The 25,523-nt window shown below is 43.6% G+C and carries 28 protein-coding genes; 14 read left to right on the forward strand and 14 right to left on the reverse strand.

The window, feature by feature from the left end:
- Nucleotides 1–2,463, forward strand: coding sequence for a ligase-associated DNA damage response DEXH box helicase (locus FGL37_RS22230; RefSeq protein ID WP_081817884.1), 2,463 nt, complete (start codon nucleotides 1–3; stop codon nucleotides 2,461–2,463).
- Nucleotides 2,460–3,116 (forward strand): ligase-associated DNA damage response endonuclease PdeM, encoded by a 657-nt coding sequence (pdeM, locus tag FGL37_RS22235; RefSeq protein WP_028070195.1) that lies wholly within the window; start codon nucleotides 2,460–2,462, stop codon nucleotides 3,114–3,116. The genes FGL37_RS22230 and pdeM overlap by 4 nt, the downstream gene beginning before the upstream one ends.
- Here pdeM and FGL37_RS22240 read toward each other — a convergent pair whose 3' ends face one another.
- The 4 genes from FGL37_RS22240 to FGL37_RS22255 are packed head-to-tail and all read right to left on the reverse strand — an operon-like array spanning nucleotide 3,117 to nucleotide 6,882.
- A complete protein-coding gene (locus FGL37_RS22240; RefSeq protein WP_232048762.1) occupies nucleotides 3,117–4,121 on the reverse strand; it encodes a helix-turn-helix transcriptional regulator in 1,005 nt (334 codons plus the stop codon). It lies immediately after the preceding gene.
- Between the two features lie 46 nt (nucleotides 4,122–4,167).
- Nucleotides 4,168–4,959, reverse strand: a complete 792-nt coding sequence (locus FGL37_RS22245) for a heme ABC transporter ATP-binding protein (RefSeq protein ID WP_037533479.1) — start codon at nucleotides 4,957–4,959, stop codon at nucleotides 4,168–4,170.
- Between the two features lie 31 nt (nucleotides 4,960–4,990).
- Nucleotides 4,991–6,019: a FecCD family ABC transporter permease gene (locus FGL37_RS22250; protein ID WP_037533476.1), complete on the reverse strand. Its 1,029-nt coding sequence runs from the start codon at nucleotides 6,017–6,019 to the stop codon at nucleotides 4,991–4,993.
- A 5-nt stretch (nucleotides 6,020–6,024) separates the two neighbouring features.
- Complete coding sequence (locus tag FGL37_RS22255) at nucleotides 6,025–6,882, reverse strand: heme/hemin ABC transporter substrate-binding protein (RefSeq protein WP_028070192.1); 858 nt, start codon at nucleotides 6,880–6,882, stop codon at nucleotides 6,025–6,027.
- Nucleotides 6,883–7,185: 303 nt separating this feature from the next.
- Between FGL37_RS22255 and FGL37_RS22260 the strand changes: the two genes are divergently transcribed.
- From FGL37_RS22260 to FGL37_RS22315, 12 genes are all read left to right on the forward strand, one after another.
- The gene (locus FGL37_RS22260; protein ID WP_232048763.1) at nucleotides 7,186–9,564 is read left to right on the forward strand and encodes a TonB-dependent receptor; all 2,379 of its coding nucleotides are present in this window, start codon (nucleotides 7,186–7,188) and stop codon (nucleotides 9,562–9,564) included.
- A 47-nt stretch (nucleotides 9,565–9,611) separates the two neighbouring features.
- On the forward strand, nucleotides 9,612–10,367 hold the full coding sequence (locus tag FGL37_RS22265; protein WP_179958478.1) for an HmuY family protein: 756 nt from the start codon (nucleotides 9,612–9,614) through the stop codon (nucleotides 10,365–10,367).
- 29 nt (nucleotides 10,368–10,396) lie between these two features.
- Nucleotides 10,397–10,627, forward strand: a complete 231-nt coding sequence (locus tag FGL37_RS22270; RefSeq protein WP_028070189.1) for a hypothetical protein — start codon at nucleotides 10,397–10,399, stop codon at nucleotides 10,625–10,627.
- 248 nt (nucleotides 10,628–10,875) lie between these two features.
- On the forward strand, nucleotides 10,876–11,613 hold the full coding sequence (locus FGL37_RS22275; protein WP_028070188.1) for an HmuY family protein: 738 nt from the start codon (nucleotides 10,876–10,878) through the stop codon (nucleotides 11,611–11,613).
- Nucleotides 11,614–11,653: 40 nt separating this feature from the next.
- Nucleotides 11,654–12,640, forward strand: coding sequence for an SGBP N-terminal domain-containing protein (locus FGL37_RS22280; protein WP_051606941.1), 987 nt, complete (start codon nucleotides 11,654–11,656; stop codon nucleotides 12,638–12,640).
- A gap of 54 nt (nucleotides 12,641–12,694) precedes the next feature.
- A complete protein-coding gene (locus FGL37_RS22285; RefSeq protein WP_037533473.1) occupies nucleotides 12,695–13,264 on the forward strand; it encodes a hypothetical protein in 570 nt (189 codons plus the stop codon).
- Between the two features lie 157 nt (nucleotides 13,265–13,421).
- Complete coding sequence (locus FGL37_RS22290) at nucleotides 13,422–14,333, forward strand: SGBP N-terminal domain-containing protein (RefSeq protein WP_150113824.1); 912 nt, start codon at nucleotides 13,422–13,424, stop codon at nucleotides 14,331–14,333.
- Between the two features lie 81 nt (nucleotides 14,334–14,414).
- Nucleotides 14,415–15,482 (forward strand): cytochrome-c peroxidase, encoded by a 1,068-nt coding sequence (locus tag FGL37_RS22295; protein WP_081817882.1) that lies wholly within the window; start codon nucleotides 14,415–14,417, stop codon nucleotides 15,480–15,482.
- Nucleotides 15,483–15,667: 185 nt separating this feature from the next.
- Nucleotides 15,668–16,885, forward strand: a complete 1,218-nt coding sequence (locus FGL37_RS22300; RefSeq protein ID WP_051606939.1) for a S41 family peptidase — start codon at nucleotides 15,668–15,670, stop codon at nucleotides 16,883–16,885.
- Nucleotides 16,886–16,980: 95 nt separating this feature from the next.
- Complete coding sequence (locus tag FGL37_RS22305) at nucleotides 16,981–17,544, forward strand: biliverdin-producing heme oxygenase (protein WP_028070185.1); 564 nt, start codon at nucleotides 16,981–16,983, stop codon at nucleotides 17,542–17,544.
- Between the two features lie 641 nt (nucleotides 17,545–18,185).
- The gene (locus FGL37_RS22310; RefSeq protein WP_138097032.1) at nucleotides 18,186–18,845 is read left to right on the forward strand and encodes a DUF6266 family protein; all 660 of its coding nucleotides are present in this window, start codon (nucleotides 18,186–18,188) and stop codon (nucleotides 18,843–18,845) included.
- Between the two features lie 159 nt (nucleotides 18,846–19,004).
- Nucleotides 19,005–20,204 carry an IS256 family transposase gene (locus FGL37_RS22315; RefSeq protein ID WP_171019317.1) on the forward strand — a complete coding sequence of 400 codons (1,200 nt, stop codon included), beginning with the start codon at nucleotides 19,005–19,007 and terminating at the stop codon, nucleotides 20,202–20,204.
- On the opposite strand, the gene ybiA is transcribed toward FGL37_RS22315, so the two are convergent.
- The 10 genes from ybiA to FGL37_RS22355 form a co-directional block, all read right to left on the reverse strand.
- Nucleotides 20,199–20,861, reverse strand: a complete 663-nt coding sequence (gene ybiA, locus FGL37_RS22320) for a riboflavin biosynthesis intermediates N-glycosidase (protein WP_081817985.1) — start codon at nucleotides 20,859–20,861, stop codon at nucleotides 20,199–20,201. The two genes, FGL37_RS22315 and ybiA, sit on opposite strands and share 6 nt — an antisense overlap.
- 612 nt (nucleotides 20,862–21,473) lie before the next feature.
- On the reverse strand, nucleotides 21,474–22,157 hold the full coding sequence (locus FGL37_RS22325) for a hypothetical protein (protein WP_028071691.1): 684 nt from the start codon (nucleotides 22,155–22,157) through the stop codon (nucleotides 21,474–21,476).
- A 62-nt stretch (nucleotides 22,158–22,219) separates the two neighbouring features.
- The gene (locus FGL37_RS22330) at nucleotides 22,220–22,495 is read right to left on the reverse strand and encodes a hypothetical protein (protein WP_028071690.1); all 276 of its coding nucleotides are present in this window, start codon (nucleotides 22,493–22,495) and stop codon (nucleotides 22,220–22,222) included.
- A 36-nt stretch (nucleotides 22,496–22,531) separates the two neighbouring features.
- Entirely contained in the window at nucleotides 22,532–22,738 is a 207-nt protein-coding gene (locus FGL37_RS26240; protein ID WP_491631057.1) for a tRNase toxin domain-containing protein, read from the reverse strand.
- Nucleotides 22,738–23,181 carry a DUF4279 domain-containing protein gene (locus FGL37_RS22335; protein ID WP_028071689.1) on the reverse strand — a complete coding sequence of 148 codons (444 nt, stop codon included), beginning with the start codon at nucleotides 23,179–23,181 and terminating at the stop codon, nucleotides 22,738–22,740. The genes FGL37_RS26240 and FGL37_RS22335 overlap by 1 nt, the downstream gene beginning before the upstream one ends.
- 6 nt (nucleotides 23,182–23,187) lie before the next feature.
- Nucleotides 23,188–23,442, reverse strand: a complete 255-nt coding sequence (locus FGL37_RS26195) for an RHS repeat-associated core domain-containing protein (RefSeq protein ID WP_081817984.1) — start codon at nucleotides 23,440–23,442, stop codon at nucleotides 23,188–23,190.
- Entirely contained in the window at nucleotides 23,439–23,768 is a 330-nt protein-coding gene (locus tag FGL37_RS22345) for a hypothetical protein (protein WP_150113834.1), read from the reverse strand. Before FGL37_RS22345 ends, FGL37_RS26195 begins: the two co-directional genes overlap by 4 nt.
- A 107-nt stretch (nucleotides 23,769–23,875) precedes the next feature.
- Nucleotides 23,876–24,040, reverse strand: coding sequence for a hypothetical protein (locus tag FGL37_RS25450; RefSeq protein WP_160169543.1), 165 nt, complete (start codon nucleotides 24,038–24,040; stop codon nucleotides 23,876–23,878).
- 30 nt (nucleotides 24,041–24,070) lie between these two features.
- Nucleotides 24,071–24,280, reverse strand: a complete 210-nt coding sequence (locus FGL37_RS22350) for a hypothetical protein (protein WP_028071687.1) — start codon at nucleotides 24,278–24,280, stop codon at nucleotides 24,071–24,073.
- 472 nt (nucleotides 24,281–24,752) lie between these two features.
- Nucleotides 24,753–25,229 carry a hypothetical protein gene (locus FGL37_RS22355; RefSeq protein ID WP_028071686.1) on the reverse strand — a complete coding sequence of 159 codons (477 nt, stop codon included), beginning with the start codon at nucleotides 25,227–25,229 and terminating at the stop codon, nucleotides 24,753–24,755.
- Between the last annotated feature and the right edge of the window lie 294 nt (nucleotides 25,230–25,523).

Genomic DNA, 25,523 nt, shown 5'->3' on the forward strand with positions numbered 1-25,523 from the left:
TTGAAAAATAAGAGCATCCATAGCGAAGGTTTTCAGATCGTCAACCGTTATTTTGAGTCTCAGGGCCGCAGTCCATTCGGTTTTCAGCGCAAGACCTGGGAAAGTTACAGCCTGGGCTATAGCGGACTTGTTATTGCACCGACAGGTTTCGGAAAAACCTTTTCCGTCTTTATGGCAGTGCTGATCGACTACATGAACCATCCCGAACAATACCAAAAGGGATTGAAGCTCCTTTGGATCACACCCCTCCGATCGCTGGCCAAGGATCTGGCCCGCGCGATGCAGGAGGCCATAGATGATATCGGCCTAGACTGGATCGTGCAGGTGCGCAATGGCGATACAGACCCTAAGCTCAGGGCCCAGCAGACCCGCGCCATGCCCGATATCCTGCTGGTGACACCCGAGAGCTTACACCTGCTGCTCGCCCAGAAGCAGCGCGACAAGTTCTTCAAAAACCTCCGCTGTGTGACGGTCGACGAATGGCATGAGCTACTTGGGAGCAAGCGTGGCGTCATGGTCGAACTGGCGATTTCTTTTCTGCGGTCACTTCAGCAGTCGCTTCTTGTCTGGGGTATAACCGCCACGATCGGCAATCTGGACGAGGCCTTGCAGGTACTGCTGCCGACTGCAGAAAAAAGAGTAAAGATCGTGGCCAGAGAAAAAAAGAAAATCGCCATTAAGCCCATTTATCCTGAAAAAGTTGAGCTACTGCCCTGGGCGGGACATCTCGGAGGCAGTCTGGTCGACTGGGTCGTTCCGGTCATTCTGAAGAGCAGGAGCACGATTCTGTTTACCAATACCCGTAGCCAGAGCGAGATGTGGTACCAGCTACTGCTACAGGCTCACCCCGATTTTGCCGGACAGATTGCGCTGCACCACAGCTCCATTGATGCGCATATCCGCGAATGGATTGAAGAAAACCTGAGCAACGGAAAGCTCAAAGCAGTGGTATCGACCTCCTCGTTGGATCTTGGTGTAGACTTTAAGCCTGTGGACACCGCCGTGCAGATCGGATCAAGCAAAGGTGTAGCCAGATTTATGCAACGTGCTGGCAGAAGCGGACATAGCCCTTTTGAAACCTCTGTCATTTATTTTGTCCCAACACATTCCCTTGAGCTCATCGAAGTCGCTGCGCTCAAGGAAGCTGTCAGGACGCAGACCATTGAAAACCGGGATCCAATGGTACAGACCTTCGATGTGCTGGTGCAATTTATGGTCACCATTGCGTTGGGCGGCGGATTTGACCAGAAACAGTTACAACAGATTGTAGCTGGCACCCATGCCTTCCAGTATATGAATGATGAAGAATGGGAATGGTGCCTTTATTTCATTACTTCCGGCGGCAAAATAGGCAAGCGCTATGAAGAATTCCATAAGGTCGTGCAAAATGAAGAAGGCAAATGGATCATCAGAAACCGCCGCATTGCTTTGCTTCATCGTCTCAATATAGGTACCATCGTGGGCGATGCCATGATGCGGGTCAAATTTCTATCCGGCGGATACATCGGCATGATCGAAGAGTACTTTATTAGCAAACTGAAGAAAGGCGAACGTTTTGTTCTGGCAGGACGTATTCTAGAGCTGGTGATGGTCAAGGAAATGACGGTATATGTAAGGGGTTCATCCGGCAAGGCGATCACCCCAAGCTGGCTGGGCGGCAGGCTTCCGTTGTCCACCAACCTCAGCCATTTTTTGAGAAAGAAGCTCGCAGAGGCCAAAGACCCGGCTACCGGAGAGCCTGAACTCCGTTTCCTTGCGCCGATGATCCAGAGACAGGAAAATCTGTCTGCCGTTCCCGGCGAATCCGAGTTTCTTGTCGAGCACATCAGTACCCGCGAAGGTCATCATCTGTTCTTTTATCCTTTGGAAGGCCGCTTGATCCACGAGGTCATGGCTGCTCTGGTTGCTTACCGGATCAGCTTGCGTTATCCCATCAGTTTCTCGATGGCCATGAACGACTATGGCTTTGAACTGTTTTCCGACAAGGAAATTCCACTGGATGAAACACAGTTGCGCGAAATTCTGAGCCGCGACAATCTCATGGCGGATGTCATCAGCAGCATCAATTCCGCAGAAATGGCCAGCCGAAAATTTCGGGATATTGCCGTTATCTCCGGACTCGTCATTCAGAATTATCCGGGCACGCAGCAGAACAACAAATCACTGCAGGCGTCCTCCGGCATTATATTTCGGGTACTGATGGACCACGACCCCAATAATCTACTGCTCAAACAGGCCTTCAGCGAAGTCTTCAATCAGCAACTGGAAGAGCCGCGGCTAATAAAAGCTTTTGAAAGGATCAATAATAGCAAGATCATCTATACCTTTGCAACGGAGTATACACCTTTGAGCTTCCCGATCAAGGTCGACAGTTTACGTCAGTCGCTTTCGAGCGAGGCCTTATTAGAGCGGATTCAGCGTATGGAAAATACCCGCAGCCCAAAAAGCAGGAGAAAAAAATGAACATTCAGGAGCAAAGTATTACATTTAATAAACAACAGCTAATTCTTAACAATCAACGAACTATATTCTGGAGAGACCAGAACAGCCTGATCCTTTCCGACCTTCATCTGGGCAAAGCAGCCCATTTTAGGAAGCATGGGATTGCCATTCCAGCCGAGGCCTCAACCGCCGATCTTCACAGACTGGCCGCGCTGATTGCACATTACCGCGCAGCCCAAGTCATCGTCGTGGGCGATCTTATCCATGCAGGGATCAATCAAGAAGTGCAGGCCCTCCAACAACTTAGAGCAGCTTATCCCGACCTTCAGATCCAGCTCGTAAAAGGGAATCATGACCGACAGTCCGCAGGCCTTGCCAAACAGTTCGGCATCCACTGCCACGACGATCTTCTTGAAATCGAACAGATTTGCTTTGAGCACCAACCCCGGCCCAGCGCAACCTCTTTCCGTATTTCAGGTCATCTTCACCCCGGCATAAGCATCACCATCCCTCCCCGGAGACAGCTGCGACTGCCCTGTTTCTGGATATCCGAACATCAGATTATATTGCCAGCTTTCAGCAGATTCACCGGGCTAGACAGCCGCCAGATGCCCCGGGAGTACCGTTGCTACGCTGTGCTCGAGGACTCCCTGCTCCCCATAAACACACGGTAGCTACATCTTCAGCTCGCCCGGCGAGATACCGTAATATTTCTTGAACGCACTGCTAAAGTTATTCTGGTGCCCATAGCCGGTCAGAAGGGCCACCTCATAGACGGTCATTTTATCCTGGAGCAGATAGTTCCTGGCTTTCTCCATACGTATTCTGGTCAGATAGTCATGGATCGTCACAGAAAAATATTCCTTGAAGTCTTTACGCAGTTTGCTTTCGCTGGTAAGTACTTCTGCCGCAAGCTCCTTCTGTGTCGGCGGATTCGCAACACGCTGTTCCAAGATCTGCCGAGCCAGTTCCAGACGCTGTACATCCTCTTCATGGAATAGCGGCGCCGCATTTTCGTTTCTCTCGTTGTACTGTTCAAACTGGTACATCAGCAGTTCCACCACACGCGATTCCGTATGCAGCCGGCGGATTTCACCTTTCTTTTTCGACTCAATGAGTTCCGTAATCGTGTGCTGCATTTCATAGGTCGCCATCAGGTCCTCCTCCGAGAACGAAACATATTCTCCCTTTTCTATTTCATGCACAAACTGCTGGTGCAGTAACGAGTCCCGCTTTATGAGACTGAGGTAATATTCCTTGGAAATGACCGCAATAAAATAGGTATATTCAATTCCCGGTTCTACTTCATGAACAGACTTGACGGAGGGAATATATCGGATATTATGACGGCTCATTCCGTACGGCAATTTACTGTCTGTAGGTTTAAAAAAAATAAACTGGCTTGTGATTGTCTCCCCCCCGATCTCGGTGAGCACCCGTACAGGACGGTCAAACTGCATTTTGGCATGCAGGATAAACAGGCCTGAAGTCGAAAGCTGGAAATTTTCCATGTGCACCGGATCCCTGTGGATAGACACTTTTTTTTCGACAAGAGGCTTGTCGGGTACATAGCTATCCGGAATCTCTTCTTCAAAAAGCCATTCAGCCAACTCTACTATTTTACTTTTCACCACCATGATACAATCCAAAATAAGCCTGACGAGGTTAAAATTAATCAATTAAGACGGTATTTAAAAATTATTTATAATCTTTCTAAATAACAACCTAATCAAGTTCTACATTCATTTCTTCCAGCTGCACATAAGGTTTTAACGTGCGCGGATTCATAATCACATTCGATTCAACCGAAAAAATAGTATATATTTCCTTCTGTGCCAGCACCTCTACCGGCGTACCGTGAAACAGCTTACGTCCATTTTTGAGCATCAGAATACGGTCGGCATACATGGCCGCAAAGTTGACATCGTGCACGATCAGTACGACCATAAAGCCTTTTCGCGCCAGTGCGCGGGCTATCGCGAGCACTTTTTGCTGATAATGCAGATCCAGCGCGGCGATAGGTTCGTCCAGTAGCAACAGGGCATCAGGATTATCCCAGATCTGTGCAAGGATACGGGCCAGATGGACACGTTGCTGTTCACCACCCGACAAGCTCAGGAAATCGCGTCCCGCAAAAGCCGATACACCACAAAGATCCATGGTTTCGGCCACGACTTTAAGATCATGTTGTCCCGGCGTATTTTTATAATGCGGATATCTGCCCATCAGCACGATTTCCTCGACTTTAAAACTTAGTGTCATCTGCTGTTGCTGGCTCAACAATGCCCTACATCGGGAAAGAGCCACCGGATCATACTCAGCCAGCGGAATACCATTGAGATGGACGGCTCCTGAATCCGGTTTCTTATCTCCGCAGAGCACACCCATTAAAGTTGATTTTCCTGCGCCATTGGCTCCAAGGACGGCCAGTATTTCCCCCTTGCGTACCTGAAAGGTAATATCCCTGAGCAGCTTACGGCCATTCACCTCGTAGTTGATTTTTTCTACACGCAACATATAAACTATTATTTTTTAGACTTCTGGCAGATCATTTATCCCTGATTAAAATGTACAAAAATATGGGGGTCCCCAGGAGCGCAGTGATCACCCCGATCGGCAATTCGATCGGTGCCACCAAAACACGTGCGATCACATCAGCCAGTGTCAGCACCAGCGCGCCCAGGAGTAAAGATGCCGGAAGCACAAAACGGTGATCAGCCCCCCCCATGAGCCGAACTGTATGCGGGATGATGAGCCCCACAAAACCGATAATGCCTGATACGGCAACAGATGCACCTACAGCAAGGGTGGACAAAATCACCACCCAGCGTTTGACACGGTCTGTGCGCATTCCCAGCAGATCAGCCTGCAGTTCGCCCAGCGCAAAAGCATTCAGTGACTTGCCAAAAAAAGGTAAAATCAGTACAGGGATAACAATGAAGGGAGCCACAGCCAGCACATTATCCCAGGTAGCGCCCCCCAGACTCCCCAGCATCCAGAAGGTGATCGTCCGGAGCTGCTGTTCAGTGGACATATAAGTCATCAGTCCGGTGAGCGCCCCCGCAAAGGCATTGATGGCAATTCCCGCGAGCAGCATCGTGGTGACATTGGGCCTGCCATTTTTGCTGGCAATCCGGTAAACGACAAAGGCTGTGAGTCCCGCCCCGACAAAAGCCCCTGCAGCCAGCATATAGTAGCCGATCCATGCCGATAGCGATGTAAAGAGAAAGGTCTCAAAAGCAATGATCAGCACCGCAAATAAGGAGGCTCCCGAGGAAATGCCGATCAACCCCGGTTCAGCAAGCGGATTACGAAAGATGCCCTGAATACCCGCTCCAGAGATTCCGAGTGCGGCGCCGACCAGCAGTCCGAGCAAAAGACGCGGCATGCGGATCTCAAATAATACGTCCTGCTGCATGGCATCCCGGCCGGCACTGGGCAGCCCCAGCTTTTGCGCCAAAAGCGAGAGGACATCTTCGGCTGGAATATGATATGCGCCCATACCTAAAGCAACAACACAAGTAAATAATAATACTAAGCTCAATGCCAGTACTATGAATTTCTGTTTCCTTTGCACCTGCTCTATTTTGAATCCATTACATTTCTAAAACCACGGTGCAACTCCAGGATGGCGTCCGGCAGGCGATTGCTGAAATTCACCAGCAGGGAGGCATTCATCACGAGGATTCGCCCATGTTTGCCCGCGTTGGTGATACGCATGCCCGGCAACTTTAAAATAGCCTCTTTTCCGCCCAGACTGCTGGCACCAAAGTCAAACATCAGCACGATGTCCGGATTCGCCTGCACTAAAGCTTCCGTCGTATACGGTTTAAAATCTGAGAACTCCTGAACCGCATTTTTTCCGCCCGCCAGGCTGATCATGGCATCCAGGCTGCTGCCCTTGCCCGCTACGCTCATGGTACCAGTACCGCGGGCATAAATGAACAATACTTTTGGCGGTTCTTTACCCCTATTTTCCTTCCGTACCAGCTCTAGCGTATGATCCAGGCTTATTTTAGTGCGGGACACGAGATTTCTTCCAGCCGCAGATTCCCCTACGGCATCCGCCACTTCCTGGATATACCGAAGCGCGCCCTGTGCCGAATAGTCGGGCCGAATCGAAACATAGCGGACCCCCGCAGCACGGATCTGCTGAATAACCGCTTTGGACAGATCACCTTCATTGGCGATCACAACCGTGGGTCTGAAGGACAGTAAGCCCTCAGCAGATACCGACCGGTTCTTGCTTACCCTTGGCAGTGCCGCTGCCGCTTTGGGAGATATACTCGTTACATCAGTAGCTACCATCCGTTTCCCGACCCCCAGTCCGTAGACCGTTTCGGTCAACGAGCTATTCAAGGTAATAATTCTTTCCTGTGCCGTCACCCATCCTCCGATGTGCAGCAGACAGCATAGTGTAATCCTATAAAATCTACTCATCTTTATTGTTTGCGATCCTACGGCAAGAAACAGTCAAGCGGCCTGCAGTAGATTATCAATTTGAATACAAAACAAATCAATAATCAGTCTAAATACAAATTATATACAATATCCTTTCATGAAGCAACGGGGCGGATTGAAACATATAAAAAACTAAAAACAAGATAATTACACATAAAAACAGCATACACTTTTATCAACAAAAATCGAATTAAATAGAATTTTTGACACTTTGCATAGAGAAAATTCCGGAAGGAATTCCGTTTTTTGTAACATTATTTAGAATTAGTAAAAATAAAAATAGTGTTTAAAAGCATTCTATCCTTTCGAACGAGTACCTTGATTGCCCTATGTACCTGGCAGCTTCACCATGTAGAAGCACAGGAAAAATGGAAGATCTCTGGCGTATTGAAGAACGAATCCAATAAAGCCATAGCCGACGCCACCGTTTATCTCTATCCGGATAAGTATGTTTTTAAAACCGATTCGGCTGGGAGGTTTCACTTTAAGCAGCTGTACGCCGGCCGTTATGAAGTCCTGGTGCAGGCCCTGGGGTACCAGCAGCATCGGCAGGTTGTCGATCTGGAGGAACACAACCAGCTGCTGCAGATTGCGCTGAAATCCGAAGTCCGGCAGATCGGCACCGTCGAGGTCAATCGTAAGGCAGAGGCCGTGGACAACCTCATTAAAGCAGAAAATGCGGCCATGCCTGTCAAGGTAATCACCAAACGGGAGATCGAACTGATGGGCAGCCGCCGTCTGGATGAGGTACTCAAAGAGCAGACCGGCATGGCCATAGTCAATGATATTGCCGGCGGTTCCAGAGCTGTGGGCGTACAGATTCAGGGATTCAGCAGCAACTATGTGATGGTGCTCGTAGACGGCCAGCCTATGCTGGGCCGCAATAGTGGCAACTTTGACCTATCCCGTATTTCCGTGACCAATATCGAACGCATCGAGATCATCAAGGGGGCCTCTTCCTGCTTATACGGCAGTGATGCGCTGGGCGGAGCCATCAATATTATCACTCGTCACGGAGCTGTTACACCACAGGCGCAGGCATCTCTTCTCTATGGCAGCCTCAATACCGTCGATGCCACATTGGAGGCTGAAACACCTTTTGCCAATCAACGTGGGAGCGCCGTCTTTTCGGGCAATTACTACCGTACCGACGGTTTCAATACAGACAAACAGTACCTCGATTCGAAGAGTACGACATTCCCACCCTATACCAATTACAGTTTTCAGGGCCGTGTACGCTATCGTACCAGTAAGAATGGAACAGTAGGTATCACCGGACGTTATGCAGCCCGAGCGTCCGAAATGATCAATGCCTGGTCCGAATCGGCCACCTTACAGGACAAACAAAAAGATCAGGACATCAACCTCTCCGCAAGCTACGACCATAATTTCCAATCGGGACTGCGCAGCATGACGCGCTATTATTTCTCACGCTTCCACTCGCAGATTGCCGCACAGTGGTTACAGCAGGGCATTGTGGCAAGTGCCGAGCAGTTTGGACAGAACGTACACCGCATCGAACAGCAATTTGCTTATAGTCCTGCACACCAGGTAAAACTCACCGGAGGCATAGGCGGTAGTCTCGAGCTGATGGACAATCAGGATCTGGATGGCAAACGCTCATTAAATAGCGCGTTTGCTTATTTACAGACCGAATGGAAACCTGTGGACCGCTTGCTGACGACACTCGGTCTACGCTACGATCAGACGAATGTCTACAAGGGTCACCTGAGTCCAAGTCTAGGCCTGCAATACCACCTCAGTCCTACACTGTTGATCAAAGGCGGTATTGGGGCAGGTTTCAAGGCGCCCGACTATAAGATGCGTTATCAGGTCTTCTTCAATCCCGCGGCCAATTACCTTGTCGTCGGTTCAGAACGTGTCGCCGACGTCATTGCGGCAATGGATCAAGCCGGAGAGCTCAGCTACAAGAACAGCTACATGCTCAATTTGGTGGCAGGCAACCTCAAGGCTGAAACCAGTCTGTCCAACAATATTGGGCTTACCTGGAATCCTTCAAGCAGATTTCAGGCAGATTTTTCCCTGTTCTATCATCGGATCAACAATCAGATCAACACAGTCAGTGTAGGTAATGGTACCAGTATTGCTCAGATCTATAGCTACCGAAACCTGCCAAAAGCGATGAACAAAGGATTTGAAGTCTCCCTCACTTACCAGGCAACCAAAGATCTGCAATTGTCGATGGGCTATCAATATTTGATTGCCAAAGACCTGAGTGTGCTGGACAGTATTGCGAAAGGCAGTTATCCATATAACCAGATCAATGATCCTGCTACAGGCGAATATCGGCAGAGCAAAAAATCAGATTATTGGGGTATTGAGGACCGTTCGAGACACATGTTCAACGCAAAAGCGCAATACGAATATAAACCTTGGGCTGTCCATGTCAATGCGCGGATCAATTTCAGAAGCGCCACACCTTTTCAGGAATACAATGGCAACCAGTTTATCGACAAATACGACATCTTTATTCCCTACCACACACTGGTGAATATCACGGTAGAAAAGAGTCTGATGAACCGAAGATTAACCCTCCGTCTGATCGGCGATAACCTATTTAATTTCACCAGCCGTTATCTCTTAGGACAGCCCGGACGGATTATCATGGGCGGGGTCAGCTATCGGTGGATAAAAGAATAATAAGGATTTATGAACAAGAAATTAGCACACAAAGTACAGGACAAAAGATGAGAACGATTCATATGATTATTGGCGAATGTAGCTTCTGGCTTTCCTTTCACAAGATCGGCCGCTGTATTTTTTCAGGTTTTCTGGCGCTTATGCTCCTATCCTGTGGGAAGGACAAAGACTATACAATTGGATTGGAAGACGGCAAAAGCACAGTTATCAAAGATCTGGCCGGAGATACCGATGCTGCCATGGGAGAAGGCGCCGAAGGAAAAGAGCAACGCCCATTTTTTATCTTTCTTTTCCGCTTTAACGATCAAAAGCAGATCTGGATCAAAAATCAGGCAGATTCCGCACAGTGGCTCAAAACAACAGATTGGGATATTGCATTTACTGGCCCCTATAATTCGGAGGTTTTTGTCAACAACGCCCGGTACGCGCATAACCCCGGTTATGGTGGGCCAGCCAACAATACCGCCGTGGTTTTATTGCGGCAAGCGTACCAGAGCGTAAACGTAGCCCCTTCCGACGAAGAGTTCAATAAAAGTGAAGTCAACAAAATTGGCTGGGCAGCAACCGATGGTTCGGATGGCTGGTTTCGCTATAGCTTGAGCACCCATATCATGCAAGCTTTGCCGAATCGTACCTATGCCATTCGGCTGCCCGATGGCAAATATGCCAAATTGCAGCTGATCAATGCCTACAAAGGAAATCCAGCGGCGGTAACCAATCTGAATTGGCCCGCCCCGTACTATACATTTAAATATTATGTACAGCAAGACGGCAGCAAAGATTTAAACACCAACACATTATAATAAGGAAAAATTACACAATTAGATTAAAAATGAACAGATTATTTACAACAGCAGCACTGCTATGTGCATTAAGTTTAGGTTTTACTTCTTGTAGCAAAGATGAACTCTACCCTACTGCCAATCGCTACATCGTGATGTACAAAGGTGAGAAATTGAACAATGAAGCAGATGAGCTTTATGTAATTCAGGCAGGAAGTATTACTGCGGCGAGTGGAAATGCAACCTATAACATCAATTTTAAAAGATTTATTAAACAGTAGTAAACTGCGATAAAAGGTTGAATACTTCAAGAAACTTACTAGCATAGCAGCTGGTTAAAATTCCAGCTGCTTTCGTTACCAAAATCAAAAACCGAAAAAAATATATTAAATACCAATTTTCATACACAAGTAATAGGCTAAACTCTTTACCTTTACTATTATTTAGAATAAATTTAAATAAATATAATACATCGTGTAAATGTATTAAAAAGCGGATAGCATATCAACTAACATAAAAACAAGTCATAATGAAAATAAAGAAAAGTAGCAATCTATTCAAATTTATGCCAGTACTGGCATTTTTAATTGTGCTGGGTGCCTGTAGCAAAAGTGAGCCGACTGTAGAGCCCGAGCCTGATCCCGTAACTCCGGAAACGATGTTCAACCGCTTGATTACTGTCAAGAATTTTGGAGAAGACTTACCTGCAGGTAGTGCACCTACCACAGAGCAGTCTCCGATCTATTACAGCTTAGAACAGAATAAGGCCGTTACATCCGATTATCAACGTACAGCGCGCTGGGACATATCTTTCTCTAATATCTATCGCAGCTTTATCAACTGTAATAATAGCGCATACGATTTTGGAAAAGGCGGTCCTGGTAAAGGCGGTATTCTTATTGTTGAGAAAAAATTTGAAGATGTCATCGATATCCCCTCAGATGCGGAGTTTCGCAAAGGTGAACAACCCTATGGTCCTGATAATTCAGGGGATATGGGGACTGGATTGGGTTGGTACGTCTATGATTTTAATGCTATCCATAAAGGCGGAGGCGCTGAAAACAAAAAACATGTATGCTATCCCATAGAAGAGCACACGCTGATTGTACGTACAGCCAACGGAAACTACGCTAAGGTGAAAATTCAAAGTATCTATAAAGATTTATTAGATCCAAAAGACTGGTATAGAACATCGCCAGCCCCGTATTTTACTTTCCAATATGTACTTGCCAAAGCTGGCAGTACCAAATTTACCATTGCTAACTAAAAAAAATAAGCTTAGCGTACTTATTAGACACTAAACTATCATGAAAAGAATATACAGCATTTTAAGCTTCCTTTTTATTGGATTGCTACTAACCCGCTGCACCAAAACGGAAGAATTAGCCTTGCTTCCAGCAGATAAGATACTCGAATACAAGGTCACCAACCTACCAAATGACGAAGTCATTTATGGGGCCATCGACAATGAAGCAAATACCATTACGGTATATGTCCCCTACTACTATGGCCTATTGGTGATCGATCCGGCCATCAAAGTTTCCAACGGGGCCAGCATCGCAGAGGAAATTCTGCCTGTCAAAACAGATGAAAAGAATCAGACCTATACTGTCAAATCCGCGACAGGTACCACAAGAACTTATAGTTTAAAGATTGATTTTCAAAGTACGCCATCGTTTGAAGCTGCTTTTTACGCTAACTCACCCTCTGTGTTGGCATTAGGACCGGCGATGGCGCTTCCAGTGATAAATGGAACTTTTATGCATACCAATCCCACCTTGGTAGGTATCACATTAATTCATCAGGAAACCAAGGAACGCATACCGATGCCTACCCCCAATAGCCTGACCATAGGGGCTGGAACTTATCAATTACGTTATATCGGTACCGAGCGGGAAAATCGCATTCCTTCAGATATTACACCGGGTGTATACGATGTGGAGGTGACCAATCTTGGGCATACCATTATCTTGCCAGACCCCATCACAATTACCTACCGCCAGCCGAAGGTGTATATCAATTCATCAGGTTTAACCCTGGCAAAAGACAAGGATTGGACCATTATCGCTGGTTCAAGCAGTGTTATTCTGGATCCTACGGCTGTTATCATGACATTGGATGGAAAGGATTATCCTTTAACGATTAAATCGTATACCCGTACCGAAATGACTGTTACCCTGCTAGCTAGCTTACCAACGGGAACTTTTGATAACGTAAAAGTCACATTCCAGTTTAAAGACTGGGCCGATGTGGTATTTACGCAGTATATGCCAAGTACGATAACGGAATCATAAACAGACATCCACGAGATGCCATGGTGGCATCAAAATTAAATAAATTAAAATATCATGAACTTAAACATCAAAACCATCTTAAAATCGGCAATGGCCGTGACTGCGCTATCGGCAGCAGTATGGGCAGCGACCCCAACAACAGAATCTGCAACAGCTCCATTGGTGCTCAATCAAGCTAAAGCAAATAGCAACTACACCGTTGTAGGTCAATGGTGGAGCCCCGCAGACGCAGCCAACTGGCCAGCTGTTTATGTAAATCTTGGTACAGGAGCACAAAGCTTAAGCAGCTCAGGCCAGGTCGCATTCTTTAGCCATGTAAATGGATCCATAAGAGCAAATTCTGGTTATTCACTCAAAACCGTAGCAAAAGATATCTCTTCTGTTACAGTATCAGATTGGACGACTGCGACACCAGTATCATCACAAGGTAATAACGAATGGTATGAATACGATATAACTGACCATACAAATAAAGCCATCCAGCCATTGACCGTATTGGTGGGTGATGGAGCTGGAGCATTATATGCAGTAAAATTACTTAGCTTCAGCAATGTCGGCCAGCAAGTTGTGGCAGGTCAATTACAAGTAAAAGCAGATGTCAATATCGAAGTTAAGGCATTATAATTTTCAATAATTTATCTTAAAAGACCCGCAACCTAGTGGATGGGTTGCGGATCTCTCTACCCTAATCATCCGCATAACTATTTTTTAATCAAAAAAAATTATGCAACTTTCAGTATTTAAAAAAACAATACGTACTTTTCAATGGCTAGCTATTTTTATGCTAGCACTATCATGCTGGTCTTGCAAGACCGAATACCCCAGCCTGCCCTACAATGACATTGAGTCCTTTAGCATTCAGGATGCTGACGGCAAAACCTTGTCGGCCAGTATCGTGGATGACCAGATTATCTTATATTGGCCGCCATTAGTGGACCAACCCGAAAGCATTACACCGACGATTAAAGTTTCGGAATTAGCAACGATTACACCTGCATCGGGCACAGCCATACAGTTGCAATCGGACAAACCGATTACCTATACCGTACGGGCACAAGATGGTTCCAGCAAAAATTATACATTGGTATTCCAGTATAATCAACCTTTAGTACAAGTAAGCTTAAACTTACTCAACAACCAATATTATCTTTATTTACCCGGTACGAATCCTATTTCCTTAAAGGGGGAAAATATTATACCTGATGAAACTCAGACAAAAGCATATCTTGTGGATAAAGACGATAACGAGACCTTATTATCTTTTGGACAATTGAGTGCATTTGCGATTACGCTAAATCGCCCTGATGACCTAAAGCCGGGCACTTACAAAATTAAGGTGATTTCCGGTCGCTACACGGTTATCACCGATTCTTTTGACGTATTCTTGCCGCAGCTTAATCTTTTAATTACCTCAGGTTCTTATACTGTAAAAAAAGGAGAAAATCTGGTCATGCCAATTAGAAGCACCGAGATTTATGAACTTTTTTTCAAAGCTGACTTCGATCATTTTATGGCAATTGACAATCTTAATAACTCGTATAAGATAACAAATGCAATATTCGATGTCGCTAAAAAAACAGTTACTTTACCGATACCAGCCACTATTCAGGGTAATCAGATTAAAACACTGAAATTGATGGATAAAGATGGAAAGCTATTGTCGGAGGGAGAACAACAGATTAACCTTAACTAATTAATATGCTTCAGTAGTTATTAAACCGTGATTATCACTAATCAAACAAAGCTATTTATCATTTTTGCTTTAGCAACCATAATGGTATACAGCTGCCGCAAAGGTAAGTCTACGCCAGAAGAGCCGACGATTGTCCCTCAACCTGAAGAAACCTTACGGCAACAATATAGTAAATCGATAACGCAATGGCCAGCCGCGGCTTGGTACGATAATATCAAGGTACGCGAACTGGCCGCTTTACCCGAAAACCCATCAAAAGATAAGGCCGAGCTTATAGCACTTGGCAAAGCCTTATTTTTCGACCCCCGTACCGGTAATGGCATGAGGACTTGCGCTTCATGTCATAATCCGGACACCTACTGGATCGACCAAAAAACAACGGCAGATGGCATTGCACTGCATCACCGCAATACACCTTCCATGGAAAATGTCTGGTATCTGGAAGGCAAGCTCTTCCACGATGGCCGCGCAAAGACTTATCGTGAGCAGATTGCCGAGGCCATCAACTCCCCCATCGAAATGGGCGGCAATACAGCTACTTTACCCGCTAAGCTGCAAGCCATACCCGGATATCTTCGTTTATATGAGGCCGCTTATGCTACGCAAACGATGACTATTGAAGGTTTACTGGATGCCATAGCAGCTTATTCAAGATCAATAAGCAGTGGTGAAACCGCCTTTGATCGCTTTATCAAAGGGGATTATCAAGCGTTAAACGATGCAGAGCTTGAAGGCCTCCATTTATTTCGGACCAAAGGAAAATGTATCAACTGCCATAACGGCGCCTTCTTTACCGATCTCGATTTTCATAACCTGGGTTACGCAGTTACCAGCAAAGGTGCCTTGGATAATGGTCGCTTTGAGGCGACAGGTCAGGAAACAGACAAAGGTAAATTCCGTACACCGGGTCTGCGGAATGTGGCCCATACTGCGCCCTATCTGCACAACGGCAGTATAGCAAACTTACGTGAACTGATAAACCTCCTAAGCCAGGGCATGCCCCAAAAGCCAGGGCAACAGATCAATGGCACTTTATCGCCACATATCCAAAATATTCGATTAAGTAGTAGAGAACAGGAAAATATCCTGGCTTTTTTGGAGAGTTTATCCAGTGTACCAAACAAAACAGAGCGACCTATATTACCCTGAAAAAAAAATCCCAAAGGGCAAACCTTTGGGACATTTGAGTACTCCACAGTAGCGGAGGCATCAAAATTAAATAAATTGGCACAAAATTAGGCTTTTATATTTTTAAAAAAAAGTTAAAAATTTCAGATAATTATCCATTGTAGCGAATCAATTACAAGCATAACGAACAAAATCCGCATCATATAATGAGTCGAATCCGCCAAATAGTTGGTCTATTAGTTACAACAGCTGCTATAACAGCTTGTCAGAATGCCAGCAGAACAACAACGCTGCCCGATGAACTTATTAGTCCAAAAACAGGAACGAAAAAAGAACTGACGCTCGACTCGATCTACCTCTATGCCAAACAGCTATACCGCTGGCAGGAATCTCTTCCTTCATATACGGCTTTTGATCCGCGGACGAAATATGCACAGATAGAACCCGAGCAAACGGCATATGAGCGAGCACTTTTTGCACTCAGCCAATACGCTTTGCGCAAGAAAGATAGACCTTACGAATTGTCGACAATCCCCAATAAACCAAAATATTCATATTTGGAACACCATCGTGACGGCAAGAAAAGTAGTGGTCATATGGCCAGCATACAAACAGCATACAGGTATGCTACCCACCTGTCCTACTGGTCCGCGGGAGACAAACGGATTGCTTATGTTTACATCCCCACCTTTCCCCAGCTTCATGCCGTGAAGGCCGAACTGGATCAACTTGCAGCCGAACTGGCTCAAAAGCAAGTTACTCATCTAATACTTGATCTACGTCATAACGGTGGCGGGTATGTGGAGACCGCAGAATATTTGGCCAACCTCATTAGCCCAGCCAAACTGGATAAAAAAATTATGTTCAGCGAGCAATTTCATCCAAATGTCCAGCAAGGCAAGGCGACATTGCTACGTAAGCAACCCTATCTGGATGCCAATGGCAAAGTGGTCCAGTATAAAGGACGCCCCGCAACAATGGCAGATGTGGATTATAGTGAAAAAGCCAATACGCATTACTTTATCAAAAAAGGACATTTCAATTCTTTGCAGCAGTTGTCCTGTATCGTATCTGAACGTACAGCTTCGGCCAGTGAGCTTTTGATCAGCAGCTTCAAACCTTATCTTCCGCTGCGCCTCATCGGTCAGCAGACTTTTGGCAAACCCGTAGGCTTTTTTTCAGTCCGTATCGGAGACTTCGATGTCTACCTGGCTTCATTTCTCATCCGCAATGCCGATGGTTGGTCAGATTATTTTGACGGCATACCGGTAGATCTTTCACCCGCCCCTGCACAATCAGACTTTCATCCGGGCGACCCTAGAGAACCGTGGCTGGCCGCAGCGCTAAAGGATATTGCTAGAGAGGAAAGTATTAGATCAATTTGGTCATCAGCTTACTTTCCCTTGCCTGCGGAAGAGAATTAAAACCATTTTTCATAGATGATAAGTCAGAAAACAGCATAAAATATTGAAAATAAATACGAATCTTTGTATAGAATCGTTATAAATAAAATAAAAACATGTTAAGTCAACATATCAAAGAGCATACGCACGCTGCTCACCAAAACGTAGAAGGAACGATCGTGCGCCAATTGAAAAATATCCGTTCTGAAGCAGACTATGCGGAGGTATTAAAAGGCTTTTATGCCTATTTTCGTGCAGTCGAAGACAACATCGCTCCATATATCACCGCTGCGGTATTACCTGATCTGGCAGAGCGCCGCAATTCCGCTTACATCAAGCGTGATATCGAAGCATTGGGCGGTCGTGTTGATGATCTTCCGGAGGCTACCGCGCCTGCTGTTGGCAATGTGCTTGAAGCATTGGCGTCCCTCTATATACTTGAAGGTTCCATCATGGGTGGTCCGTACATCGTACAGATGCTGAACAAATATGGGGTCAGCAAGGGGACATCATTTTTTGAAGGCTACGGTGAAAATAGCCGCGACATGTGGGCGGGCTTCACAGCTGTGCTAAACAAATACGGATCAGATCCATCAACTTATGAGCGCGCCGTAGAGATTGCTAACCAAACTTTTTATAACTTTGGTGAAGTATTCACGTCTATTGCGAGTGAAAAGTAAATCAGCAGCAATAGGATTTAATCCTGCAGATGGAGCAAAAAGACAATAAATCAAAATGGCTTAAACGCGCCGGCATAGGTGCATTCCTATTTTTTCTGGCCAAAGGGCTCGTGTGGCTCGTCGTGTTTTTCTTCGCCGCCAAGTCTTGTAGCTGGTCATTTTAAGTATAAAACAGCAACACCCAATCTTTATCAGATTGGGTGTTGCTGTTTTAATGATAGCTTATAATCTTACTTAACAGGATGACAGGTCGGAATAATCATTCCAGCTCCCTCCTTTACGTCCCCACCGAATCCGTTATAAATTTTCCAGATACCGCAAGACGACCTTTAATATTTCCCAGCTTTTAAACTCAAGTGCAATGAGTTCAGCCAGAATATTTTGTTACGCAAACGTAGGTTCTTCTCTTTTAATTTTAGGTGCAGCAAACGAAGATCAGATGGTTATCAAATATACCTTTTAACATTATTTGTTCAGTGTTTGTTCAGTGCTTGCTCAGTGATTACTCAGTCTCAACTGTACAAACATTGACTGAATACTGTCTAAAAATTGATTAAAAATTGTCGTTAGTTATAACTTGATTCTAGGATGTTTCCATTTTAATGTTTATCTTTATTATTTATAAACTTAATCAGGCAATTATGGCAATCATCAAAAATGGCGTTAATGGGACTGTTTCCGGGAAAGCTGGTTCTGTTGTGTTTGTCTTAACGAAAACAGGTAATTATGTGCGTTCTCTCCCCCGCGTTAAAAAACGGGCACCTACACCTGAACAACTGCTCAGCAGAACACGCTTCAAAATTGTGAGGTCGCATATCAGTATGTTAAATCCCATCATCAATATTGGTTATAAGGCTTACAGTTATCCTAAGCGTGCATATGATGTTGCGATGTCTTATAATTTGAACAAAGCACTTGTTCAGGAAGAAAACGGTTTTGTCGTTGACTGGCAGAAATTTATGGTTGCCAAAGGAAGTCCCAATCCCATCACTTCCTACACGATGGATTTCGATCAAGAAAACCAAGTGCTTCGGGTTACTTGGGAATATGATGCCTATTTGGAGAAAAAGTTTGACACGAGGTATTACGATTCGTTCTTAATCCTGTATAGTGCGGAGGATGATGGGGCTGAATACCCTCTTTTGACGAACGACTCGAAAGACAGCTTAATATCTGGCAAACAAAATGTCATAATCCCGAAACGTACAAAGGAAGTCACCTATGAAGTGTTTATCTTTTTTGTAGAGAGTTATGGCGGCGGTAATACAGACAGTATGCACTTGGGTAAGATAACGGTTTGAGCCCTGTCATGCATATTCCGGAGTAAATTTGTATTCTTTCCCAAGATTTATTCTTTATTTCGCTGAACATGACACCGTCTCATAAAGTGTGTAAGTTATAAAAATGCGGAGTTGGAAAGGACTTCGCATTTTTTATTTACTTAACTTTATAAGAGTATGATTGACAAAGAGTCACTATTAAACGACAAGGAGTTCTTAAAGAGTTTTAAGGACGGGTTAGAGCTGCAATCATTTTTCCGGGAATTACAGGCACGTGCAGTATCGCAGATGCTTGAAGGAGAAATGGACGGCCACCTTGGCTATGAAAAGCATGAGCGCAGTGGTCAGGGCAATTCCCGAAACGGGCATACCAGCAAAAAGGTTCGTGGGGATCAGGGAGATCTGGAAATTCAGGTCCCACGGGATCGCGATGGTACATTCAACCCCATTATCGTTCCCAAGCGCAAGAACATGATTGACGGAGTTGAGAACGTGATCGTTTCGCTATATGCCAAAGGCATGAGTGTTTCGGATATAGAAAATATGATGCGCGATGTGTACGGATTTGATCTTTCTGAATCGACGATTTCCAGGATTACTGACCGTGTGGCGGGCGATGTGATTGCCTGGCAAAACCGTCCGCTGGACAACGTATATCTGATTGTCTGGATGGATGGCATTGTCTTTAAGGTCAGGGAAAACTCCAAAGTGGTCAATAAGACCATTTATCTTGCTGTGGGCCTAAACAGGGATGGCTATAAAGAAGTCCTGGGCATGTGGCTGGGCAAGAATGAAAGTGCCAGTTTTTGGATGGGAATCCTGACAGACCTGAAATCCCGGGGCGTAGAGGATATGCTGATTACAGCGACCGATAATCTCAATGGTTTCTCCGCTACCATACGGAGTGTGTTTCCTGAGTGTAGTACCCAGGTCTGTGTTGTCCATCAGATCCGAAATGCCTGCAGATATGTTGTATGGAAGGATAAAAAGGCGTTTACAGCAGATATGAAGCCTATCTATGATGCTCCCAATAAACAGGCTGCACAGGCAGCGCTGGCAGATTTTGCCGATAGATGGGAATCCAAATATCCCTATGCCATAAGATCATGGCGGGAGAACTGGGACGAACTGACCGTCTTTTACGACTTCCCACTTGAGATCCGACGAATTATCTATACGACCAATATCATCGAAAACATGAATGGGAAGATCCGTAAATACACAAAGAATAAACTGTCATTTCCCAGCGATGATGCCGTACTGAAATCTGTATATTTGGCTTTGAGAGAAATCTCTAAAAAGTGGACGATGCCTATTCAGAATTGGGGCATTATCCTAAATCAGTTCTTAACTTTATTTGAAAAAAGAGTCCAGTTATAAGGAACATAACTGAACTCCGTATTTTTTATTTACACACTTAGTGGGACAGTCCCCATTTTCAGGAAACAACCTCTGATACACCTCTTTATCCGACTTTAAGTAGAACTTAGCCCATTGAGTTATATATTCTTCCCCAAGTCCCATCCTCCAAAACAAATCAAATTGATTAATTTTAGGAAATGCTATCCATGGCGGTAATACTATATCAACATCTTCCGAATAAAATTTAAGTTCATCTCTTACTTGCATTAGAAGTTTCCCTAATCTATTTCTTCCGGTACCGTCTCCGCCGTCAGCCCAATAATTATCATTAGCCGTATGTTCTACAAGTATATTATTATCTGTCATAAGAAGCTGTTTCCTTAGTTTAGGATGCTGCAAAAATTTAGCTAAAAGCGCTTTTAACATTACTTGTTCTTTAATCTCTTCCCAATCTGAGCGAATGATATTTCGCCTGTTCCTCCCTTCGCTTGCCGCTTTCATTGGTGAATCCAACTCCTTTATTTTTCTAGCAACGTTGTTATCTAGAAACTTATTTGCTTGAAAATAATGTTCAACAGTTTTCCAAACTTCGTTATCCAATAAAATAGGATGTGGTGAAAAATTGGATAAAAATCCAAAAGGTTCATCATTTTTGTAGAAATAAATAGTGCTCATATTATTTTATCAGATCTGTCCTATTGAAATCTAAACATTTGCTAAATGTGGCTGTCTACGCCTTGATCTGGCTCATAGCAAGCCGTCGGTAGCATAAAGACGATCTGTGACAATACTTTTTGTTCATATACAATATGGTTAAAAATTCCGCTAAGGCTATTTGTTATAAAGTTAACCAATCGTTCAAATATTTCAGCAAGTTTTTTTAGAAAAATACGATCCTCCACCTGCTGCTCAAAGGCCGTGGACAATGTCTCTGCACTTACGTCACTAAGGAGGGGCATTACACTCTTTCGAACTCGTTTATTAACAATCGCTTAATTTTCATTTTACCATCGTCTTGCTTACATTTATTACACAATAGGTACCCACAAAGCTAAGCATTATCACCGACTTTGCAGCATCGCTGTAGATCGCACTCACCTTGCCCGAAACATCATAGTCCAGTTACATTCCGGCCGTATCATTTGAACAAAAGCCTGTTTTTTTTTAAAAGAAACCATCTTTTTATACATGCTAGTATTCTAGCACCGTGAATTTTCCTCGAGGAGTTGCTGCGGGTCCGCCCAACATAGATGATTTATCAAGCCTCAAGTCACAAAGCTTTTTCATTTATACTGTAAGTTCCGAATAATGAAGTTTCGCTACTTTCTTATCCTGTTTATTTGTTTCTATCTGCTTTAAAAAACCGATTCTATTAACTATCATTTGTTGTAAATTTTGAAGCCAAACATCCAGCTTACCATATTTCCATTCAAATAACTTAGGAGACCAAGACATTGAAACTTCATTTAATTCGGTAAAGACTTGTTTAACTATATTCAAATCATTTACATACAAGCCACCTAGAAGTTTTGCTTCAAAGAGCTTTGCTTGTCCAACTGGACTTGATTTTATCAGGGTTTGGGTGAACTGCTTATTAAAAACCTCAAACAATTGCCTTACAGAAGTGTATTGATGTCCCAAAATCGGCACTTGTTCCTTTGTGCATTCTAAAGCTTCGTAAAAAAAATTAAGATGTTTCTCATATGGAATATTAAATTGAAAACCTTTTTTATTATATATCTCTTGTATAAAAACAGGCTCTTCAAGACATTGTCTTATGTCTGCCTTCCATAGAGGATAACATACAAAAATCGGTCTGTAGTCTTCCGTTCTTGGAAGGCTCAATATTTCTATGCCTAATAGAAATGGTCCACATATTTTATACAACTTATTTTGCGCATAAATTGACAGGTCTGAAAAATTATCAGACCAATTATTTGCAACTACTTTCTTTTTATTATTTGTTATCATTACGGCTTAATTATTTGTGTAGGTAACCCAAAAATTCTCTGATCCCTTAGCAGCGGTAATGTTTACTCTCTTGAATATTGATCTTCTATTTCTTTGTTTTCTTTAAGGCGTTTGTAGAAAAACAGACAAGCTTCACTTTCATTATCAAATACTATTATTGAATGTTTTTCACCTCGTTCTTTAAAATAAATTTCATATTCTATAGAATTAAAGCCTTTTTTGATAATCATAGCATATTTTTCATCATCATTTGATGAACCAAAAAGTCCTTGTAAATAATATCTATCTTCGAGAATACCCAAATCTCTAAGCTTATTAGATAATTCTTCTACTGTCATAAATATGTCTAGTTTATTGGAGTTACAATTCCTTTTTTAATTAACATGTTGGTTACCGGTACGGTGATCCTTTTTCATTTGGTTATGCCATGTTGCTGGGTTTCCCATTAGTTTTCCCCAAATATTTGGATTTCGACCAGCATGTTTACTAAGAGCATGCCCTGAAACAGTTGAACCTTTATATGCAGAGCTAGCTGAATTTAAAACATTTGAGTAATTAACTACCCCCTTAGCGGCAACTATTACTCTTCTTCTATTCTATTACAAGTGATTGAGAAAGACATACGATTTGTTATCTTATTAAGAAAATCCAATTCATCTTCGTTTAAACCAAGCCCTATTCCTGCGTTATCAGTTTCAATCCAAACCCAAAAAGTAACATCGAAACGGTTATCTTCTTTATACTTTTTTAGTAAATCAATTTTAGAAAAAAAAATTGACCTAAAATAATCAATATGTTGACTTATGCTTTCCTCCTCTAACTCCGTAGTTACTGATTTAGAAGCCCAAAGATTGTGTGGTTTTATAATAGTTGATCCTGAATGTTTAGATACCGATCGCTCTCCTTTTTGAAAAGATCTCGTAGGAACTACACCTAAATTATCTGTTATATAATTGGGGGAAATTTCATTGGATACAATTACTAGTTCGCAGTATGTTTTATAAATAAAGTAATCTCCTTTCATGTTTTTTTATTTATGGTAGGTAGTCAAACAAATTACCAAGACCGGTTTCTCCGGATCACCACCGCTCCATCCTCCTGTCGGATCGAACAAGCTCACAGGATTATTTCCCATACCAACATATGGCGAAACATACTGCCCCATCGGATCCACTGTCAGCCAACGCCCCACTGCCGGATCGTAGTTTCTCAGCTCAAAACTGTTCCAGCCCGTCTCCTTGTCCTTCTCCGCATAAAGTTCCTGATAACCGTACCTGCTGTCTATCCCCCCGAACGTACCTCCATACCGTACGGATAGTAATCTGCATGGTACATCACATCCACCAGGCCACTAGATAGCTTGTTCCGGTTGATCACTGCCCGTGTATTGCCCAGATGGTCCGTCAGCGTATAACTGTAACTGCCACCCTGCCGGTTCAGCATGCCCAGCCTCCCAGATCCATATACAGGCTGCTCGGCAAGCTGCAGTGCACCGCCATTCTTGCTTTCAAAGACCGCAAGCAGCGTACCCGCGGCATCATAACTGTACCAGGTCACCGAACTTGTCCGGTGATCCTTCTTCATGATCCGGTTACCGCCCTCGTCATACACAAAGCTACTACTTTTATGTCAGTCACAGGCGAACTCAAAAACAATATTAATATTTGAATGAACAAAGCCATCCTTTATAAAGCGCTAAGGACGAACATTAAATTCTATTATAATTCTTCTAAGAAATCTGTAAAGGTTTTGCTTCTAAAAACAGCTTCTTCTTTTGACATACCAATAAATGGCATCTCAAAAATGGCACCAGTGCTTCTTTCGATAGCAAATGCGGTATCACCTCCATCCGAACCGAAAATAAAAAATTCTGGTGCATCCAATGCACCATCCCCCTCCTTATGGCATTCTTCTTATTCTTCCCTTATTTTTCCTTTTGCATTTTCCACTGCTTTTAAAAACTCATCTAAATCAAATTTCATTTTTTCATTCACATAAAATTCAATATCTAACTTTTCTGCTTCCTGATTTATTTCAGCAACCAATATTTCTCTGTACCAAATTTCAGCAACGAGATTTTCTCTGTCAGGAACACTTGATAATTGTATTTTAAACTGACTCATATTTTTTATTCTAAAAGTCCTATAAATGTTTTTCCATCTCCGCTAAACCTTGCTCCTTGACCTCCTGGAATTTTGTATCCAATACATTGCCAAATCTTGTGTGATGTCTTGTTACTGAGGAGACATTAGGGTTAGTTAATATTCCATTAAGAACCGCTTCGCCTTGTTCATTAATTGCGGCTAGATTTCCCGTAGCTTTTGGAAAGATACTACCTGTTTTGTGCTTCCATGTTTTTGTAATGCTCTAGCTACCGCTGTAAAACCTCCTTTATCTAATGTATTTCCTGCCTTCAATAAGCCGCCTACCCCCTTATCAGCATTACGAAATAAGCATATTTAATACAGACAGTTTGCTGTCTAACCTCTTCCTTAACTCATTCTCATTAATATTAAAATTGTCATTGGGGCCATAACATTCAATCCCATTTGTGGATTTAAATAAAAGGTGTCTCCCCGCTCTTAGCGCCAAGTCCTATAATTTCTCCAACTCAAACACAACATCTTCTAATATTACAACTCTTTCCAGTCCTAAGTTATCATCTGTAAGTAACACATATTTAAATTCCGGCTCCAATGTATAAAATCCGTTTTTAAATCCTACAAGCTTTTCGAAAGTTATATCTCCCAAAGATACTTGTTCGTTATTCAATATATCAAGAATCTTATCACCATTTCTCGACTTTGTAACTACTTTGAAATTTGGTAATACTTCAGGATCAACTATTCTACTGCTTGCGCCATTATAATCCGCACCCGCACCATATACTTGCAAATATTCATTAACTCTAAGTATCTTTCGCTCAACAAGTAGTTCCCAGTTGGCTTGCAACCAATCATTAATTGAGTCCTCATTTGAAGTATAATCTCTATTAGGCAACAATTGAGATACTATTATCCAACTGCTATTTAAAAAATCCGAAAATACTCTTATAGCTTTATCTATGTTCATAATTCTCTTTATAAATGGTTAACTCGCTTGGAGTTAAAGCTAAGCATTATTGTTGACTTTGCGCCATCCCTGTAGATCGCTGCCACCATGCAAACGTCTTACAAATCAATCGGATGACAAAACGGCTAAATAAATGAATCTACCTCATCACTTCGCAACGACAGGCTATACTGATCTTGTACCTATTGCCAGCATTTTGTACTTAGCTTTTCGTTTTCGGATCATCTCACTTACATTTGCCTCCTGCTTTTGTAGAAAAGCGGCTGTTTCAGCTGGGCCGTCAGGAGATCAACT

The sequence above is a fragment of the Sphingobacterium thalpophilum genome (assembly GCF_901482695.1).
Lineage (GTDB): Bacteria > Bacteroidota > Bacteroidia > Sphingobacteriales > Sphingobacteriaceae > Sphingobacterium > Sphingobacterium thalpophilum.